The organism is Pontibacter korlensis (genome assembly GCF_000973725.1).
GTDB lineage: Bacteria > Bacteroidota > Bacteroidia > Cytophagales > Hymenobacteraceae > Pontibacter > Pontibacter korlensis.
In genome coordinates this window covers 815,887-832,792 of record NZ_CP009621.1, presented here as the reverse complement: position 1 = coordinate 832,792, position 16,906 = coordinate 815,887, and the positions used below count along the sequence as shown (strand labels likewise).

Annotated in this window: 18 protein-coding genes, 1 other RNA gene and 1 pseudogene; 18 read left to right on the top strand and 2 right to left on the bottom strand. The window is 45.0% G+C overall.

The window, feature by feature from the left end:
• Positions 1-131: 131 nt before the first annotated feature.
• The 4 genes from ssrA to PKOR_RS03380 all read left to right on the top strand — a co-directional run bounded on the left by ssrA (position 132) and on the right by PKOR_RS03380 (position 4,876).
• Positions 132-502: a transfer-messenger RNA gene (gene ssrA / locus PKOR_RS23990) on the top strand.
• 245 nt (positions 503-747) lie between these two features.
• Positions 748-1,962 carry a site-specific integrase gene (locus tag PKOR_RS03395; RefSeq protein ID WP_046309134.1) on the top strand — a complete coding sequence of 405 codons (1,215 nt, stop codon included), beginning with the start codon at positions 748-750 and terminating at the stop codon, positions 1,960-1,962.
• A 940-nt stretch (positions 1,963-2,902) separates the two neighbouring features.
• Positions 2,903-3,907: an aldo/keto reductase gene (locus tag PKOR_RS03385; RefSeq protein WP_046309132.1), complete on the top strand. Its 1,005-nt coding sequence runs from the start codon at positions 2,903-2,905 to the stop codon at positions 3,905-3,907.
• 72 nt (positions 3,908-3,979) lie between these two features.
• Entirely contained in the window at positions 3,980-4,876 is an 897-nt protein-coding gene (locus tag PKOR_RS03380; RefSeq protein WP_046309130.1) for a helix-turn-helix domain-containing protein, read from the top strand.
• A gap of 703 nt (positions 4,877-5,579) precedes the next feature.
• Here the strand turns inward: PKOR_RS03380 and PKOR_RS03375 are convergent.
• Positions 5,580-6,233: a hypothetical protein gene (locus PKOR_RS03375; protein ID WP_046309129.1), complete on the bottom strand. Its 654-nt coding sequence runs from the start codon at positions 6,231-6,233 to the stop codon at positions 5,580-5,582.
• Between the two features lie 305 nt (positions 6,234-6,538).
• Positions 6,539-7,168 (bottom strand): NAD(P)H-dependent oxidoreductase, encoded by a 630-nt coding sequence (locus PKOR_RS03370; RefSeq protein WP_046309128.1) that lies wholly within the window; start codon positions 7,166-7,168, stop codon positions 6,539-6,541.
• Between the two features lie 102 nt (positions 7,169-7,270).
• On the opposite strand from PKOR_RS03370, the gene PKOR_RS03365 reads away from it, so the two are divergent.
• From PKOR_RS03365 to PKOR_RS03300, 14 genes and pseudogenes are all read left to right on the top strand, one after another.
• Positions 7,271-7,627, top strand: coding sequence for a winged helix-turn-helix transcriptional regulator (locus PKOR_RS03365; protein WP_046309127.1), 357 nt, complete (start codon positions 7,271-7,273; stop codon positions 7,625-7,627).
• Positions 7,628-8,209: 582 nt separating this feature from the next.
• Positions 8,210-9,115, top strand: coding sequence for an alpha/beta hydrolase (locus PKOR_RS03355; RefSeq protein WP_200897421.1), 906 nt, complete (start codon positions 8,210-8,212; stop codon positions 9,113-9,115).
• Positions 9,116-9,179: 64 nt separating this feature from the next.
• Positions 9,180-9,542 carry a hypothetical protein gene (locus PKOR_RS03350; protein WP_046309123.1) on the top strand — a complete coding sequence of 121 codons (363 nt, stop codon included), beginning with the start codon at positions 9,180-9,182 and terminating at the stop codon, positions 9,540-9,542.
• 33 nt (positions 9,543-9,575) lie between these two features.
• The gene (locus PKOR_RS03345; protein WP_338047511.1) at positions 9,576-10,352 is read left to right on the top strand and encodes a helix-turn-helix domain-containing protein; all 777 of its coding nucleotides are present in this window, start codon (positions 9,576-9,578) and stop codon (positions 10,350-10,352) included.
• A 15-nt stretch (positions 10,353-10,367) separates the two neighbouring features.
• Positions 10,368-10,487, top strand: a pseudogene (locus tag PKOR_RS25975) (helix-turn-helix domain-containing protein); the annotation flags it as partial.
• A gap of 17 nt (positions 10,488-10,504) precedes the next feature.
• Entirely contained in the window at positions 10,505-11,119 is a 615-nt protein-coding gene (locus PKOR_RS24345) for a YybH family protein (protein ID WP_084694714.1), read from the top strand.
• Positions 11,120-11,294: 175 nt separating this feature from the next.
• Entirely contained in the window at positions 11,295-11,885 is a 591-nt protein-coding gene (locus PKOR_RS03335) for a Crp/Fnr family transcriptional regulator (protein WP_046309122.1), read from the top strand.
• Positions 11,886-11,981: 96 nt separating this feature from the next.
• Complete coding sequence (locus tag PKOR_RS03330) at positions 11,982-12,509, top strand: DinB family protein (RefSeq protein ID WP_046309121.1); 528 nt, start codon at positions 11,982-11,984, stop codon at positions 12,507-12,509.
• A 279-nt stretch (positions 12,510-12,788) separates the two neighbouring features.
• Positions 12,789-13,631 carry an alpha/beta fold hydrolase gene (locus tag PKOR_RS03325; RefSeq protein ID WP_235337202.1) on the top strand — a complete coding sequence of 281 codons (843 nt, stop codon included), beginning with the start codon at positions 12,789-12,791 and terminating at the stop codon, positions 13,629-13,631.
• 53 nt (positions 13,632-13,684) lie between these two features.
• Entirely contained in the window at positions 13,685-14,041 is a 357-nt protein-coding gene (locus tag PKOR_RS03320) for a nuclear transport factor 2 family protein (protein WP_046309119.1), read from the top strand.
• Positions 14,042-14,241: 200 nt separating this feature from the next.
• A complete protein-coding gene (locus PKOR_RS03315; RefSeq protein WP_071843200.1) occupies positions 14,242-14,640 on the top strand; it encodes a PPC domain-containing DNA-binding protein in 399 nt (132 codons plus the stop codon).
• Between the two features lie 58 nt (positions 14,641-14,698).
• Positions 14,699-15,091, top strand: a complete 393-nt coding sequence (locus PKOR_RS03310) for a YybH family protein (protein WP_046309118.1) — start codon at positions 14,699-14,701, stop codon at positions 15,089-15,091.
• Between the two features lie 198 nt (positions 15,092-15,289).
• A complete protein-coding gene (locus PKOR_RS03305; protein WP_084694713.1) occupies positions 15,290-15,853 on the top strand; it encodes a 3-keto-alpha-glucoside-1,2-lyase-like domain-containing protein in 564 nt (187 codons plus the stop codon).
• Positions 15,854-15,928: 75 nt separating this feature from the next.
• The gene (locus PKOR_RS03300; RefSeq protein ID WP_046309117.1) at positions 15,929-16,903 is read left to right on the top strand and encodes a zinc-binding alcohol dehydrogenase family protein; all 975 of its coding nucleotides are present in this window, start codon (positions 15,929-15,931) and stop codon (positions 16,901-16,903) included.
• Positions 16,904-16,906 lie beyond the last annotated feature (3 nt).

The following is a 16,906-nucleotide window of genomic DNA, read 5'->3' as shown; positions in this document are numbered from 1 at the left end:
TCTAATGAAACCTATAAGCGTGCACCTATGTTTATTAAAATGATACGGATGGGAGATGCCATAAAATTTTACTACATTTGTGGCATACTTCTTGAAGTATAAACAACAAGAACACCGTTCTTTAATTTATTGGGGATGACCGGAATTGACAGCTTGAGCAAATTGCGTGTAAGCATGTCGGGTGATGAACGTACCACCTGTCAAAAATTCGTTCGAACAATAACTGGCGAATCTAATTACGCCATGGCTGCTTAATCTAGGTATTAAGCAATTGCCATAGTCTCGTGCAGGTTTCGTAAAACTGCTTGCACATACGAGGCTTCGACTCGTTTTACTAGTCTGTGTAGAGGTGTGATGCACAGGCGAAACTTAAGCACCTAAGGAGTGCGCATAAGTTTGGTTTATACTTGCAAGCTCCCGACAATCCGAATAAACCTAAGCATGTAGAAGGCACGACGGTTTCCTTGTCTGGACCAGGGTTCGAATCCCTGCATCTCCACATTTTTTTTATCATAACTTGCAAACAGCCTGTAAATCAATAGTTTACAGGCTGTTTTTGTTTTGGGCACACTAAGTTTTCACACCTTTTCATACATTTTAAGTGAGTGATTCGGTGAGTAACTTAGACGACAGGACTAACTCACCAGCTTAGTTGTAAGGTATTGATATACAGGATGTTCAATTGATGTGCATCTTGTCTGGAAGTGACTGCAAAGCTAACTTTGTTCAACCTTAAAAGTCACTTTTATGAGCATCAATTTCAGTCTCCTGTTCTATCTCAAGAAGCCCAAGAACTATACCTCCGGGCCTGTTCCGATCTATATCCGGATTACCGTTACGGGAAAGCGCGCTGAGCTTACTACGGGAAGAGAGTGCCAACCTGGCCGGTGGAATGTTGCCGCAGGCCGTGCCTCCGGCAACAGGGAGGAAATAAAATCCCTGAACATGTACCTGGATAAACTTCAGGCAAAGGTGTATGAGGCGCACCGACAGCTGATAGAGGCTGGCGAGTCAATAACGGCAGATAGAATTAAGATGAAATTTTTGGGCAAGGAGGACAAGCCCAGAATGCTCATCGAGATCTTTAAGGAGCATAACCGGAAGGTTGAGGCTCTTATAGGCTCTGAATATTCAGAAGGTACGTCAAAGCGTTACAAAACCTCGCTAAAGCATACGGCTAACTTTCTGCGCTGGAAATATGTGGTGGAGGATATTGATATCGGGAAAGTGGACCATGCCTTCGTCGCTGACTATGACTTCTACCTCAGGAGCGTTCGCAAGTGCAACAACAATTCAGCTGTTAAATACATCAAGAACTTTGGCAAAGTAATCCGCATCTGCCTTTCGAGCGGCTGGCTGAAAGTTGATCCCTTTCGGAATTATAAAGCCAAGACACGGAAGGTGGACCGGGTGTTCCTCACAGAGGAGGAGTTAAACGCGATGGCGGAAAAGAAGTTCGTAAGCGAGCGCCTGATGCAGGTGCGGGACATCTTCCTGTTCAGCTGCTATACCGGCCTTGCCTACGTGGACGTGCAGCAGCTGAAGCGAGCGGATATTGGGAAGGGAGTTGACGGGGAGCAGTGGATCTTCAAGAACAGGCAGAAGACGGACACACCGTCCCGCATCCCCCTGCTGCCGTTGGCACTGCAGATTCTGGAGCGTTACCAGGATCACCCACAATACCTGTATGACGGCAGATTGCTACCTGTGCTCAGCAACCAAAAGATGAATGCCTACCTGAAGGAAATAGCTGACGTATGCGGGATTGAAAAACCTATTACCTTTCATATTGCCCGACATACCTTTGCCACCACTGTGACGCTTCTAAACGGGGTGCCAATGGAAAGTGTCTCTAAAATGCTTGGCCACACCAGCCTAAGGACTACCCAGCAGTACGCCAAGATTCTGGATGTGAAAGTAGGGGAGGATATGCGCCTGCTCAGAGAGCGATTCAAGCAGTGATCAACAGCAAGGGATGGTTAGCTTGCGAAGTCGATTTGAAGAATGCCTATAAAAGAAAGAAGCCGGCTTCTTCACCAGCATTTTTATCTGGGAGAGGAAGGACCGGGACTGCATTAGCAGGGAACCTGCATAGTCTTATAACTCATAATGAGCCTATCTGCAGGAACTTTAGGTATTATGAGGTAATTACATTGATGAACTGGACTGACCGGGATCTGCCGCAGCGGATACGGCAAACTGATTGTTTAATTAGTTTGCACTAGGTGTGAAGAAAGCTATAGTAAGTAGTAACCCTATTCTTACATTACCAGAGAATGTCACTTACATCCTGATTATTGTACATTAACAATGCGATGCAGGGATTCGAACTCCCTACATAACTTATTAACTATCAATTGTATATCACTCTCAAATGCAACGGGCACCCGAATTTTCCTCCTCTCCGAGATTCATGGTGTCTATCGTAATCAAATTTACTTCTTTTAAACACTAACCTCAAGTATAAAACGAGAAAAGTTAACTTCTACTTTTTAGCAAATTCTATAATTTGGGATTAAATAATGACTTCCAAAATAAGGATGATAAAGCAAGCTTCATCTAGTACTCATTGATGTCTTATAAATAACAGTTATGTATGACCGCGCCTAATTCCAAATGTATAGCTTTACTGGGAGTGGCCAACAGCTGTCTACTAAAAACCGAGGATGGATTCTTTTGATCGAGACAGGCTAACCCAACAGCATTAAAAAACCCTTTGAGGCCGTGCACGAGGCTTGCCACGAACCAGCCCACCTTTGACTCTTGCAGCTCACCTTTGGCGTTGTTAGATCTCATTCATCCCCACATTTAACACAACCCTTGATTTGCATACAAGGTTCAGGGCTTTGCATACAGCTAGTAGTATAACCTTAGCGATCTTTGACCTATAAAAATCAGCATTATGGAGATAAAGAAAATAGCATTGGGAAGCCAGGGTTTGGTTGTACCAGGTATCGGTTTAGGGTGTATGGGTATGACCGGCTTTGAAGAGGCAAACATGTACGGGGAGGCAGACGAGCAGGAAGCCATCGCCACCATCCACCGGTCCCTCGAATTAGGCGGCAACTTCCTAGACACGGCAGACTTGTACGGCCCATTCAAAAATGAGCGGCTTATCGCGAAAGCTATCAAGGGCAATCGCAGCAGCTACATTATCGCCACCAAGTTCGGTTGGGAAATAGACGATGACAACAAGGTAACCTGGGCCATCAATGGCAAAAGGGAATACGTGAAAAAAGCGTTGGAGCGTTCCCTTAAAAACCTTAACACCGATTACATAGACCTGTATTACCTGCACCGGCTTGATAAAAACACCCCCGTTGAAGAAACGGTTGCCGCCATGAGCGAGCTGGTAAAAGAGGGGAAAGTAGGCTATATCGGCTTATCAGAAGTTTCCTCGGAAACGGTAAAAAGAGCGCATGCGGTTCACCCGATTACGGCCGTACAAAGTGAATACTCGTTATTTGAGCGTACAGTGGAAGAGCGGGGAATCCTGCAAACCCTACATGATCTGGGCATAGGTTTCGTGGCCTATTCACCGCTGGGCCGCGGGTTTTTGTCCGGACAGATTCGTGCCATTGACGATCTTCCGGAGAATGATTTCCGCCGCGCGATCCCCCGCTTTCAGGAAGCCCACTTCTCTAAAAACCTAGAGTTGGTCAAGGCTATTGAGGCCTTAGCGAGAGAAAAGAACGTTACCCCTTCCCAGTTGGCGCTGGCCTGGATCATGAGCAAGGGCATTTTACCCATTCCGGGCACCAAACGGAGAAAATACCTGGAGCAGAATATAGCGGCCACCGCTATTCAATTAAGCGGAGCAGACCTAGATGGTCTGGAAAGCATTGTGCCGTTAGGGACTGATACCGGTAAACCGTACGATGAATTTAGCATGGGGCTTATTGACTGATTAACTCTCCGCGGCTGCATTTTTTGACAATGCAGCCGTTATTTTTTAAATTGTTTTGTTTAAAGCAGTGTTATGAACTCCATTAATTCTGTCTCGGAATTTCACCGGCTGTTGTCTTTGCCCGAACCCCGCCATCCGCTGGTGAGTGTCATAAACCTGGCAGAAAGCGTCTTCTTGGAAGACAAGGTTTGGAAAGGTTTTATTAACCGGTTCTACTGCGTAGCCCTAAAAAGAGAAGTCAAAGGTAAAATAAGGTATGGCCAGCAACACTACGATTACGATAACGGTGTGTTGAGTTTTACTGCACCCAATCAGGTGCAGTACCTGGATCTGCAGCATATGGAATGCGGGTCGGGCCATCTGCTCATCTTCCATCCGGATTTTCTGCTTACCCATCCCTTGGCAAGCACTATCAACAGTTACGGTTTCTTTTCTTACGCGGTCCACGAGGCGCTGCACCTTTCCGCTGAAGAAGAAGATGATCTTATCACTATACTCAGCAAGATCGACAAGGAATGCCAGTATATCGATAAACACACACAAGGAATCATCCTGTCACAAATCGAGTTGCTGCTTAACTATTCCAACCGCTTTTACGAGCGACAGTTCATTACCCGCAAGAACCACAACCATCAACTGCTTACGAAATTTGAACTTCTTGTTGAGGAGTATTTTAATTCCGATGCTACCGTGCAACAGGGACTGTTAACGGTACAGGGTGTTGCGGAACGGATGAACCTATCGCCAAACTACCTAAGCGATCTCTTGCGCCTGCATACCGGACAAAACACCCAGCAACATATCCACGAGAAGTTGATCGAAAAGGCAAAGGAAAAACTATCCACTACCAATCTATCGGTGAGCGAAATCGCTTATGCTTTGGGCTTTGAGTATGCCCAGTCATTCAGTACACTTTTTAAGAAGAAAACCCAAATGTCACCTCTGGAGTTTCGACAGTCATTTAACTGACAGCTCCAGGTTACCACGGCCATCAGGAGCGCATAAAAAAAGCCTCTAAGCTCCAGCAGCGAAACTCACTTCAAATCCGGCTCCAAATTAACATAACCTGCAACTGCATGTCCTGTCTTTCGCCGCACCCGGTACGTTCCGCGGGCAAGCCGTGCCAACCTGTTTAGCGGTGAGTGTGGCGCTGGCGTGAAGACCGTGCTTCCAGATACCCGACCGAACCTTTCCCTGTGCATGGCTGCCTTTCAAGGCTGTGACAAACTGTAAACAACCTGTTGCAAACTGCCACGGACTGTCTGCACCTAGAATGCTCCTCTGGCTGGCGTACAGCGCGTGCCTGCGGTTCCTGCCGATGCGGGAGTGCGCGGGGCTTCGCTTTTTCGTCCAGAGACCTGCAAATGCAGTGCTTGGGAACTCTGTATCGCCACAACACGATGTGTTTCAACGCAATGTGAAGGCAAAATACATGCAGCCGAACACACCGACGGTTTCACAGGTGTTTTCCGTGACAACTGCGTGATCCGTGCCGTAACATCCGCGCACACCGCGGTTCAGCGGAGGGCGGTGCGCCGCCTTTTCCCTATAAAGCACACATTCACAGGAGAACCAGGCGGTTACAGCCATTCATGCCGCGGCCGCTCCCCTTTTTGGCTAAAGCACCGCGGAGGCAGCGCCTGGTTAGGGAGTAGGCCGCAGCAGGCGCGGCCTACTCCCCAAGGCAGTCGGGGCTCTTTTCCCCGCTCCCGTACCTGGCAAGCAACCTGAACCTGTCCAGCACGGCCTCCGCCGAGGAGCAGTCCGTCTCCCTGTTTGCCGCCTTCTGCGCCCGCCTGTCCGCGGAGGCGGGCAGTGTGAAAGAGTACTTCTTCTCCAGGCACCTGAGGGGCTTGCCGTCGATCAGGTAGAACCGTTTTTCCGTCACTTCGTCTCTGGTTTCGCCCTCTCCTTCGAAGTGCCACGACACGTGCCTGTAAAGGACAAAGAATACGGTGCCGTCTTTCATGAAATACTCGTCTTTCGCCGAGAAATGGCTATATTCGCTGTAGGTGTGCCTTATCAGCCGTAATCCTCCTTCATCCGAGAGGTACACAACCCTTCCCGCTTTCTCACCGCGGCAGTTGTAATCGAAAAAGGTGGAGTCCATACCGCCGCTTTCTGCTCCGGAGGCTATGTCACTGTACTCCCTTCTGAGGTCCTCCAGGCTCTCCAGCCTTTGTGGTGCGCTGGAAGCTGTATCGGGTGTCTCTGCCGTAGTGTCGGCCACACCTTTGCCGGCAGCTCCAGCCGCAGATTCAGACGGAGGGCTCTCCCCGCACGAGAAAGCCGCGAAAAGGGTCAGCAAAGAAAGTATTTTTCTCATAGTGTCTGTGTCTATCGATCTCCGGTGTCACTATAAACAGCGGTTCCTCACCAATAGCCAGAATGACCGCAATCGCGGAAGCCGCTTGCGTATTAAGGGAATAGGAAGCCTAAGCTAAAGAACGATGCTTGCCGCCAAGCAGTGCCCCCCGCCCTATCGAATGGGACGCCCCAGGGCTTTTCGTATACAGGACAGTTACCCTAAACAGGAGGCTGGCACTGGCTTATCTCTTCAACAAAATGACCTACAGCTCCCTGCTACAAACTGCGGGATGAAACACGTTTAGCCCTTACAACCTGTAGGCATCAATTTACCACAATAGCAAACTCTTGTTTCGATATTCTTACCTTTTTAAGGTTGGCGAAGAAATCGTTTTCTTCATCACGATAGCTTAATGCGAGAAGGACAACACTTTTGAGCTTCCTTTCTTTCAATTCTAGGAGTTTATCAAATTTTTCAGCATCGAAACCTTCCATTGGTGTGGCATCTATTTTTAATGCTGCAGCAGCGATCATTCCGGTTCCTAAGCCAATGTATGCTTGCTTAGTGGACCAAATAAAGTTATCATGGTCGGTCTGTGCCAGGAGGTGGCTACTGATCGTGGTTTTAAAACCAGACAATTCTGCGATTGGTGTTTCTCTCTCTTGGGCAATTAACTGGATGTAAGCATCAATATTCTCCTGGCTGATTGAATCAAAGGCAGCAAATACCAGAAGGTGAGAGGCATCGGCAATCTGCCAATTAAATGAACCTTCGCCCAGCGTTTTTTTCAATGACGGGTTATCAATAATAAGAAGTCTGTAGGGCTGGATTCCAATAGAGGACGCGGAAAGACGAATTGCCTCAATTATTCTTTCCAGATCTTCGTTCGACACTTTTCTGTTACTGAATTTTTTTGTGGCGTAACGCCATTTTAGATCATCTATTAATTTCATTTCTTTTTAAGAATTATAGAGCAAAGCTAAGGATAGAGGGTTACCTTTTGTAACTTAGCATCAAAAAGTAATAGTGACATTCGAGTAACCAAGTGACATGTTATGGAAAGAAAAGTAGAACCGATAAAGGAATGTGGTCAAACTATCATGGCAATTCATGATGTGATGGACTTACTCAATGGCAAGTGGAAAGTATCGATTATCGCCTGCCTTTGTTTTGAAAAAATGCGGTATTCTGATCTGCTAAGAGAAGTAAGAGGCATATCGGGGAAAATGTTGGCGCGAGATTTGAAAGAACTGGAGATGAATCAACTTATCACAAGAACTGTATTAAATACTCAGCCCGTGACGGTTGAATATGAGATAACGGAGTACGGCTCAACCCTTAAAAATTTAACGAATACGATCGCCGAATGGGGGCTGACACATCGGAAAAGGATAACTAATCGCACAGTTTGAGTGCGAACACTGCTGCTAATCAAGTTGAAGCTTATAGTACTCCACCCTCTCATACTACTGAGGGTACGGGGCAGTAATTCAGCGGATTGCACGAATCGAAGGCGCTGCTGTTTACACCAGTTGTACCCTCACTTTAGCTCGGGGTAAGGATAACCAATTATAAAGATTTAACCTCCTCGTTGGATTGGGAAAACAAAACCGAGCCTATTCCAGCCCCCGGTTTTGACGCTTACCATTCCACATAACCTGTTACATCTTCACAAGGGGCATCTACCCTTCTGGTGTTTTGCAATGATGTACCTACTTACCCCCTGCCTCTTATGCAGCACTAGGTGCACTCTCTTCGCTCTCCCATGCTCAGGCGCCTTCACTGCCTGCCTCCCGGCATGCCAGCTTGCGGCTTGCTGATCAGTTTCACGAACTATCCGAATGGGATCTGCACCTTCTGAATAAACTGAGTACAGATACATGCTAAATATACTCGCCTTTGCTCCAATCTAGATACAACTAACCGTAATATGGAAACATGCCCTCTTTAGGGTTTGTGGAATTTTGCATTGTTAACTTTAAAATCAAATAATAATGCAGAAAGTAAGATTTAAAAACAGAACCTGGGATTTAGCTGGGCATTTACACCTTCCGGAAAACTTTGATGACACGCAGCAATATCCTGCCGTTGTTTGTGTACATCCGGGAAGTAGTGTGAAAGAACAAACCGCAGGCTTATATGCGGCCCAGTTGGCTGAAAATGGGTTTATTGCTTTAGCCTTTGATGCTTCTTTCCAAGGTGAAAGCAGTGGCGAACCGAGATTTTTGGAAGACCCTGCAACACGTGTCGAAGATATCCGCTGTGCGGTAGACTTTCTCACAACATTGGCGTATGTTGACAATAACCGTATCGGAGCAATGGGTGTTTGTGCAGGTGGCGGGTATGCTGCAAATGCTTCCATTTCGGAGAAAAGAATCAAAGCCATTGCAAGTGTGGTAGGAACCAATCCGAGCAGGGCTTTCAGGGAAGGAAATCCGGAGGAAACACTTAAAGCAGTTGCGTTACAACGAACTTCCGAAGCCAATGGTGCTGAAAAACTCATCAACAATTGGATACCCAATTCTGCCGAAGAAGCCAAAGGGGTAGGTAAGGAAGAAATGGATTTATTGGAAGCCATCGACTATTACAGAACAGCCCGTGGGCAACATCCGAACTCCTGTAATAAACTACTCTTTAAAAGTATGTCCAACCTTATTCTTTTCGATGCTTTCCACCTGGCAGAGTATTTTCTCACGCAACCGTTATTGGTGATTGTGGGCGATAAGGTGGGTGGCTTCGGTTCGTATCGGGATGGGTTCGAGTTGTATAACAAAGCCAGGTCTACCAATAAGAAAATCCATATTGTAAAAGGCGCAAGCCATTATGATTTGTATGACCGTCCGGAAGCTACCGAAGAAGCATTGAAACAAATCATTCCTTTCTTTCAGGAAAATCTCTAAGCCGTTCAGCTGATGGCAGGCAAAATGACATCTGCGAATAATTCGTTAAATTTATTGATTTATCATGAACACAATTTTAAAAGTATCAGGTGTCATTTTGCTTCTTGCTGGATTCGCCTTAGCCTTTAAGCCCGATTTATTCGGTAAATTTTCGGCCCCTATAGATGCTTATCAGATGATAGAAAAAAGAGTAAAGTGGGGATTCTTGATAGGTTCTGGAATTTTCCTGATTTACCATCACAACTGGACATCGTGGGGATTGGTCGCAGCAGCATTATTAACGGCTTTAACGTTTGGCATCATCATGGCAAGGCTATTGGGTTTTGTGCTGGATGGTTTATTCACCAAGCAGTTTTTGTGGTTGGGAATAGAAGTGGCGGCTTTCACCCTATTCTTTTTCATTCTGGCGGCAAAAATACTAAAATAGCCGAAGTAATAATTTTTATGACATTGAGGCAGTATGCAAACCATTGATTCCTTATCTGAGTTCCATCGGTTGTTATCCCTTGCTCCGCCGCTGCATCCGCTAATTAGTGTGGTGCAGATTTCAGAATTACACGTAGTAGATTCTGAGGTATGGAAAAAGTTTGCCACAAACTTTTACACGATTTCACTGAAAAAGAATATTCAGTCCAAAGTGAAATATGGTCAGAAATACTATGATTTCGACAGTGGCACGATGATTTTTACAGCACCTAAACAAGTGCAGTCTGTTGAAGCTGAGTTATCCAATAAGTTCAACGAAACTACAGGATCCGGTTATGTGCTGATGTTTCATCCGGATTTTTTAGTTAAACACCAATTAGCCGGAAACATTAAAAACTACGGTTTCTTTTCCTATGCAGTAAGCGAGGCGTTGCATCTTTCGGAAAAAGAAGAAAGTAGTGTGATTGCCATTTTCAGGAATATAGAAGAGGAATTTCAACACATAGACCACCATACACAAGGCGTTATTCTTGCACACATAGAATTATTGCTCAATTACAGCAACCGGTTTTACGAAAGACAGTTCATTACTCGGAAGGCAGTAAATGATACTTTGCTTGCAAAAACCGAACACTTGGTCAATGAATATTTTAATACTGAAACGGGCTTGCAAAAAGGTATTCTTACCGTAGAGTATTTGGCAAACCTACTTAACTTATCCCCAAACTACCTAAGCGATATCTTGCGTTCGCTTACTGGACAAGGTGCACAGCAACTTATCCATGAAAAATTAATTGAAAAAGCAAAATAGTACCTAACAACAACCAATTTATCGGTTTCCGAAATTGCTTATAATCTGGGTTTTGAACGTTCGCAATCGTTCAATAAGTTGTTTAAAAGCAAAACCGAAATGTCGCCTTTGGAGTTTAGGCGCTCGTTTAACTGAAAATTTCTACCTCAACAATGGATGGTGAGCAGTTGGGCTTCTTTCATATGCAAACGTTCCTCTGCAAAAGATGCTGTTTTGCATCACTTCACCTCCAAAGGCAACACAACCGGACGTTTATGGTCTGGTTGTGCTGCAGAGGGTTTATTCATTATATTACAACAGCCATTATAACCTCACTGTTTGCTTCTCAACTGGAAGCAAACAGTCAATCTAGCACTCCCAAGAGCAGAAAGGTGGAGACAACAGTAGCTACAGAAAAAGCAGCCATTGAAAAATTGATCTTTGCTTATCAGGACGCGCTAAATGCCTCAGATGTAAACAAGGTGATATCACTTTACACAAACAGTGGGGTCTTAATGGCAAACGCCGCCCCGACAGCACAAGGTGCTGAGCAAGTGAAGGGCACCTACCAATATGTTTTCGACAACTTCAAATATACCCTCCAGTTCGATATTCTGGGAGTAGAAGTAAAAGGCAACACGGCATTTGCAAGGTCAATCTCTAAAGGTTCTTTTGTGATAAAAGCGAGCGGACAAAACGTGGCAGACGAAAATCGGGAGCTTTTTGTCTTTGAAAAAGAAAATGGACAGTGGAAGATAGCCCGCTATATGTACAACAAAACGAAATAACACTTAACACAATATTGGGGCGGGGCTGGTGTACTTGTTGTACATCAGCCCCTTTTGTTTTATGATGAATTAGATGACTTTCCTTTTTTAAGCTATATTTTCATGCTTTTATAACTATTATTACTTGTTGCTTGTATTGTTCTACAGCTCCTACCGTTTTTGAACCGCTAACCGTATGGATACCTCTTTTAAATCCTTAATTAAATACTTTAAGAACTATTTCCCGCTAAACGAAGAGGAAATCGAGGAACTATCAAGGCGATTCACTGAGCGTAGGTTAAAACGGCGCGGCTTTGTCCTGCAACAGGGCGATGTATGCCGTCACTTTACCTTTGTGGTCTCAGGCTGCCTCAAAATGTATGCAATGGACCAAGCCAGCAAGGAGCATAACTTGCAGTTTGCGGCGGAAAATGACTGGATAACCGATTTAGGCAGCTTTTACTCTGAAAAGCCAAGCAGTGCCTATATAGAGGCTATTGAACCCTCAGTTATACTGCAAATCAAGCACGCAGACTTGCTTCACCTTTACATCCGCTACCATAAATTCGACCGCAACTTTCGGATTATTATTGAGCAGAAATACATTGAGCTGCAAAACAGGATGCTGCAAAGCATCAGCTCCACAGCCGAAGAACGTTACCTGTCTTTCCTGGAGCAATACCCTAAGTTAGCCAATCGTTTGCCCAACACGCAGATCGCTTCCTACCTTGGCATCACACCAGAGTTTCTTAGCAACATCCGGAAAGGCCTAATCAAAAAATCATGATGCCTTAAACTACTTTAAGCAATTTTCTTAAAGTAGTTTAAGGCATCATATGGTTTCTATGCGCCAACTTTGCTTTCCTAAATAAACAGACAATCAATGAAAGCTATCACCCTTTTAACATCCTTATGCTTGCTGCTCAGTATTTTTAACTTTGCGCAAGCTCAAACTAAAACCGATGAATTGGTAAAAGAATGGGAAAGAGCCAAGGCATACACGAAAGAGTACTTGGATGCTATGCCTGAATCAGGCTACGACTCGAAGCCTACTCCTGAGATACGTTCATTTGCTGAGCAGATGCTCCATTTAACAGACGCAAATTATAACTTTGCTGCTGCCGTAACTGGCGTAAAAAGTCCAGTTACTGATCTTGAAAAAAACACAAAGGATAAATCGAAAGCAAATGTAACTAAGCTGGTGATGGAAGGCTACGATTATGTTATTGATGGGATCAAAAAAATCAAGCCAGCACAACTTAATGAAAATGTAAAGCTGTTTGGAAGTTTCGATATGAGCAAAGGCACTGCTCTTGACAAGCTTTTCGAGCATCAGACACACCATCGCGGACAAACTACTATTTACCTTCGCCTGGAAGGGGTAAACCCTCCATCTGAAAAGTTATTTTAAATCAACGTCCAAGTCTAATCTAACAATTATCTGTAGAGGCAACTATTAAACCATTTGTAAACTTCACAGATACACTTTGTAGAAAAGCGTTTCGGGCAAAGCTTGAAACGCTTTTTTTATTTTAATCTCTCTAACAGCATAAAGTGCTACTCTTAAACTAGTTTAAGGGTATTTCTTAAGATAGTTTATTGGTCTAACTACCTCATATGTCGGACCTTTGCATTGCTTTAAAATTACTTATCAATGCAAGAATTCTTAAATCTACGGCTTCTTCTGGTCATGATATTCATAGTTAATGCAGCCTTTAATCAAGGCCAGGCGCAGCAACTAAGATACTTCATGCAGGCTGAAGCTTCACCAGCCAATGCCATACCCTACGGGAACAACCCTAAGGCAGGCCACTACTTGAAATCCGGTGATGCAAAAATTTATTATGAAGTGTATGGCGAAGGAAAGCCCTTAGTGGTCCTGCATGGCGGTATTGTAGGTTCTACTATGGAGATGGGGCAGTTCATAGATAGCCTGTCCAGGAACTATCAAGTAATCGCGGTCTCCACAAGAGGACATGGCAAATCTGGAATGGGTTCGCAGATGCCTACTTACGAGCGTAAGGCAGAGGATGTAAATGCCATTATAAATGCGGTAACTAAAGATAGTGTAACTGTACTGGGTTTCAGCGATGGCGCTTACACCGGATATTATCTAGCTGCAAAGCACCCAGAAAAAGTGAAGAAGCTGATTGCTATTGGTGCCGGGGAGTGGAAACAGGGTTTTCGGACCTTCGACAATACCCGAAAAGTACTTTTCAGCATGGATAGCCTCTACTTTAAACAGCAACTTGCGTTGATGCCTGAGCCGAAAAGGTTCGACGAATGGTTAGTAACCCTGAATAAATACTACAACTCGGTTGACATAGGTAAGGAAACATTGGGTGCCATCCGTTGCCCTGTTTTAGTGATGGCGGGTGAACTTGACCAGAACGCTCCATTGAAGACTGTCATTGCCGCATATGAAATGATACCTAAGGCGCAGCTAAGCATAATACCCAATGCCCCGCACCCGGTCTTTCTGATAAATTTCCCGGCTGTATGGACAAGTTTGGTGCCTTTCCTGAGGCAGTAGCTTTCTCAACAGTTTACCATAACATATATTTCTCACTTAAATACTTTTTCCAAATGGAAATCAACGAAGCATTAACAAAGGAAGTATTGGTCCATCATCTCACCGCTTTCGGTAACAATGATCTGGATGAGATTATGAAAGACTACACCGAAGAATCAGAGGTGTTGACACCAAGCGGGTCGCTGAAAGGATTAACTGCTATCAGACAGTTTTTTGCAGATTATTTTGTGACCATACCGACAGGCTCGGCCTTTGAAATGAAGCAAATGACTGTTACTCATAACGTTGGTTATGTAGCTTGGGCCAGTGATTCAGAGATTGCGACAATCCCGATGGGAACAGACACCTTCTTTTTGGAAGGGGATAAAATAAGGTTCCATACCGTTGCTGACCACCGCATAATCAAATAACAGTAAGAGGCAAAGTACTTATGATGATAAAAGCGGTTTTTTTCAGCTGTATACTAGCCACTGTTCTGGCAGTATTTGGTATGTCTATGACTGCATATTCGCAAGAATACAGCTCGCCAACGCAACCTGTAGAAACAGGTAGAGCCCCTGGCGTAAAAGTCAGGCTACTAAGTACCAATGGGCAGACCCAAAACTATGTTTTGATATTTGCAAAGGGAGATGAAGTACGGTCTGGCTTAACTGAATTTGCCCAAAAGTATAATGTAAAGACCGCTCACTTTAACGCTATAGGTGATGCAACATCTGCCAGGTTCGGCTTTTTTGATTACGACCGAAAAATGTTTAAAGTCATACCCATCAGCGAGCCCTCTGAAGTATCTTCTTTGAATGGCAACATCGCAGTGTTGAATGACAAACCAGTAGTTCACATTCATGCTAATGTGGCTACTGAAGATGGCACAGTACGCGGAGGACATTTGCTTGAACTTATTACCGGGCCTACGCTGGAGGTATTTCTTACAGTTGAACCAACCACACTTTATAAGAAGGTGAACCCTCAGTTTGGGGCAGGACTCATTGACCCTTCGCTAGAGCATTAAGTTGTTTGAATGAATAAAACTTTGTCTCCTTTCATTTATTTCAAATCAGAACATACATATGAATACTCAAAACGGAAAAACAGCGGCTGAAAGCCTGATTACTAGCTACGCTAAAGCATTGAGTTCAGCGGATGCGGCCTCCATTCCTACTTTCTATACCGAGGACGGACGTTTTTTGCCCAATGGGTTCAGGGCGTTGACATCTGCAGAGCTATCTAAAAGAAGTAAAAGCTATCTGGAGAAGGGCCAATTTCACATCGAGTTTGACGTGCAGGACATCGCCATTGATGGTCAATTTGCCTTCATAGAAGCAGTGGCTCAGACAAGATCTGGTGATGTAGCGACGGGTGGGGAATTGACCCATGTAAGCCGGGACTTCTTTGTTCTCCGTAAAGAGCAGGAGGAGTGGAAAATCTTTCGCTACATCTTTAACAATGTAGAGGTGCAGTAATGGAGTTACTGCTGATATAAGCTATTCAATATTTCAAACCTTTCATCCAAGCGCATGCATGAGTGCTAGAATGATTTAAGCTAATAAATGAGACGTATCACAGCGGTAATAGTGAGTTGCTTTCTACTCATTTCCACCAATTTATTTTCCCAGAGACTCAAGTTTGATAGAAATGAACTTGAACCGGTTAATGTGTCGATGTCACTTGAAACGTTGGGCGGCAGTAAGGTAGTGAAAGTAGTAAAGGACACTGCAGTGAAAGAGTTTGATGAAGCTACCTTTACCAAAGTGAATGGAACTGACTTCAAGGACGGAACCATAGAAGTGAAGGTACTGAGCCGGCTATTGGAGGATGCTCCTGAGTTTGCACGAGGGTTCATAGGCATTGCTTTCAGGATTAACGAAGAAAACTCAAAATTTGAGTGTATTTACATTCGCCCGACCAATGGCAGGGCTGATGAACAGGTGAGGCGGAATCATTCCATTCAGTACTATGCTTACCCTGACTTCAAATTTGATCGGCTTAGAAAGGAATCTCCGGAAGAATATGAATCATATGCGGACATGGGGTTGAATGAATGGATTAAGATGAAAATTGTAGTGAAGGGAAACCAAGCTAAACTCTTCTTGAACGACAATAAGCAGCCCTCACTTATTGTGAATGATTTGAAGCACGGAGAAAATACTGCAGGAGCCATTGGCCTTTGGGTGGATATTGGCACAGAAGGATTTTTTAAAGATTTGAAGATTCAGGCCAATTAATCCTGTCGGTTGCCTCAACCAAGAAACAACTGGTCTGGGGAATAGCCCTACCTATCAAAATTTAAGCTATAAGCATTGAAAGCTGCATTACTTTATCGTCCTGGTGGTCCCGGTAACTTCGTGTTGGAGGATAAACCCATTCCGACTCCAGGCGCTGAACAGGTATTGGTGAAGGTAAAAGCCTTCGGCCTGAACCGCTCCGAGCTGATGACGCGCAAGGGCTTATCGCCAAACGTTCGTTTCCCGAGGGTATTGGGGATCGAGTGTGTGGGGGAGGTGGAGCATGACCCGGCAGGGAAATTCAAACTAGGACAGAAAGTAGCTGCCTTTATGGGCGGCATGGGCAGGGATTTTGACGGGAGTTACGCGGAGTATGTGGTGCTTCCACAGACCCTGTTATATCCCTTTGAAAGCCATTTAAGCTGGGAACAGCTGGGGGCTATCCCGGAGATGTTCCAGACTGTTTATGGCTCACTGCACCTGGCGCTGAAAGTAAAACAAGGTGAATCGCTGCTAATAAGAGGGGGCACTTCCTCTATCGGGATGCTGGCAACACAGCTGGCTAAAAAGAGCAGTCTTACCGTTCTGGCTACCACAAGGAAACCCGTCAAAGCAGAGCTGCTCTTGCACAATGGTGCTGACCATGTGCTCATCGATGACGGCAACCTGGCAGAAAAAGTAAAGGCCATTTATCCCGAAGGGGTGGATAAGGTGCTGGAGCTGGTCGGCACTTATACCCTGAAAGACTCGCTGCGATGTACTGCTCCGGGTGGCACGGTATGCATGACGGGTATGCTATCCGAGCAGTGGTCGTTGGCAGATTTCGCACCCATGGAGTACATTCCCGCCACTGTACACCTCACAATCTACGACAGCGGTCAGATCCGGGTAGAGGAGCAAAATTTTCAGCAGTTTATCCGCGATGTGGAAGCAGGTACCATTCAGCTGAGTATCAGCAAATCGTTTACACTCAGTGAAATTGCAGCGGCACATCAGTTTATGGAAAGCAATTCAGCAGGCGGAAAGATTGTGGTCCTTACCGGGGATTAAAGC

Bases quoted from the DNA above. Each gene is read 5' to 3' on its own strand.
- PKOR_RS03395 (WP_046309134.1), top strand. From the start codon at position 748: ATGAGCATCAATTTCAGTCTCCTGTTCTATCTCAAGAAGCCCAAGAAC.
- PKOR_RS03385 (WP_046309132.1), top strand. From the start codon at position 2,903: ATGGAGATAAAGAAAATAGCATTGGGAAGCCAGGGTTTGGTTGTACCA.
- PKOR_RS03380 (WP_046309130.1), top strand. From the start codon at position 3,980: ATGAACTCCATTAATTCTGTCTCGGAATTTCACCGGCTGTTGTCTTTG.
- PKOR_RS03375 (WP_046309129.1), bottom strand. From the start codon at position 6,233: ATGAGAAAAATACTTTCTTTGCTGACCCTTTTCGCGGCTTTCTCGTGC.
- PKOR_RS03370 (WP_046309128.1), bottom strand. From the start codon at position 7,168: ATGAAATTAATAGATGATCTAAAATGGCGTTACGCCACAAAAAAATTC.
- PKOR_RS03365 (WP_046309127.1), top strand. From the start codon at position 7,271: ATGGAAAGAAAAGTAGAACCGATAAAGGAATGTGGTCAAACTATCATG.
- PKOR_RS03355 (WP_200897421.1), top strand. From the start codon at position 8,210: ATGCAGAAAGTAAGATTTAAAAACAGAACCTGGGATTTAGCTGGGCAT.
- PKOR_RS03350 (WP_046309123.1), top strand. From the start codon at position 9,180: ATGAACACAATTTTAAAAGTATCAGGTGTCATTTTGCTTCTTGCTGGA.
- PKOR_RS03345 (WP_338047511.1), top strand. From the start codon at position 9,576: ATGCAAACCATTGATTCCTTATCTGAGTTCCATCGGTTGTTATCCCTT.
- PKOR_RS24345 (WP_084694714.1), top strand. From the start codon at position 10,505: ATGGATGGTGAGCAGTTGGGCTTCTTTCATATGCAAACGTTCCTCTGC.
- PKOR_RS03335 (WP_046309122.1), top strand. From the start codon at position 11,295: ATGGATACCTCTTTTAAATCCTTAATTAAATACTTTAAGAACTATTTC.
- PKOR_RS03330 (WP_046309121.1), top strand. From the start codon at position 11,982: ATGAAAGCTATCACCCTTTTAACATCCTTATGCTTGCTGCTCAGTATT.
- PKOR_RS03325 (WP_235337202.1), top strand. From the start codon at position 12,789: ATGATATTCATAGTTAATGCAGCCTTTAATCAAGGCCAGGCGCAGCAA.
- PKOR_RS03320 (WP_046309119.1), top strand. From the start codon at position 13,685: ATGGAAATCAACGAAGCATTAACAAAGGAAGTATTGGTCCATCATCTC.
- PKOR_RS03310 (WP_046309118.1), top strand. From the start codon at position 14,699: ATGAATACTCAAAACGGAAAAACAGCGGCTGAAAGCCTGATTACTAGC.
- PKOR_RS03305 (WP_084694713.1), top strand. From the start codon at position 15,290: ATGTCACTTGAAACGTTGGGCGGCAGTAAGGTAGTGAAAGTAGTAAAG.